Source organism: Anaerovorax odorimutans (assembly GCF_024459955.1).
GTDB classification, from domain to species: domain Bacteria; phylum Bacillota; class Clostridia; order Peptostreptococcales; family Anaerovoracaceae; genus Hominibacterium; species Hominibacterium odorimutans_A.
Genome location: NZ_JANFXK010000250.1, coordinates 1 through 220 on the forward strand (window position 1 = coordinate 1; position 220 = coordinate 220).

Below are 220 nucleotides of genomic sequence, written 5' to 3' on the forward strand. Positions count from 1 at the left end.
GATTTTCCTGTAACACATCTTCTTGAAAAAGCAAAACCGGTTCTTAAAACACTTCCGGGTTGGAAAGAAGATATCAGAGGAATCAGAAAATACGAAGATCTTCCGGAAAATTGCCGTAATTATATAGAGTTTATCGAAAAAGAGGTCGGATATCCGTTTACAATGATCAGTAACGGCCCGGGAAGAGATGATATTATTTATCGTAACCGTTAATTCATAG

1 protein-coding gene is annotated in these 220 nt (G+C 36.8%); it reads left to right on the plus strand.

The window, feature by feature from the left end; translation table 11 throughout:
• Positions 1-213: adenylosuccinate synthetase (locus NE619_RS18665; protein WP_256133945.1), on the plus strand; the 213-nt coding region annotated here is incomplete at its 5' end.
• Positions 214-220: the final 7 nt, after the last annotated feature.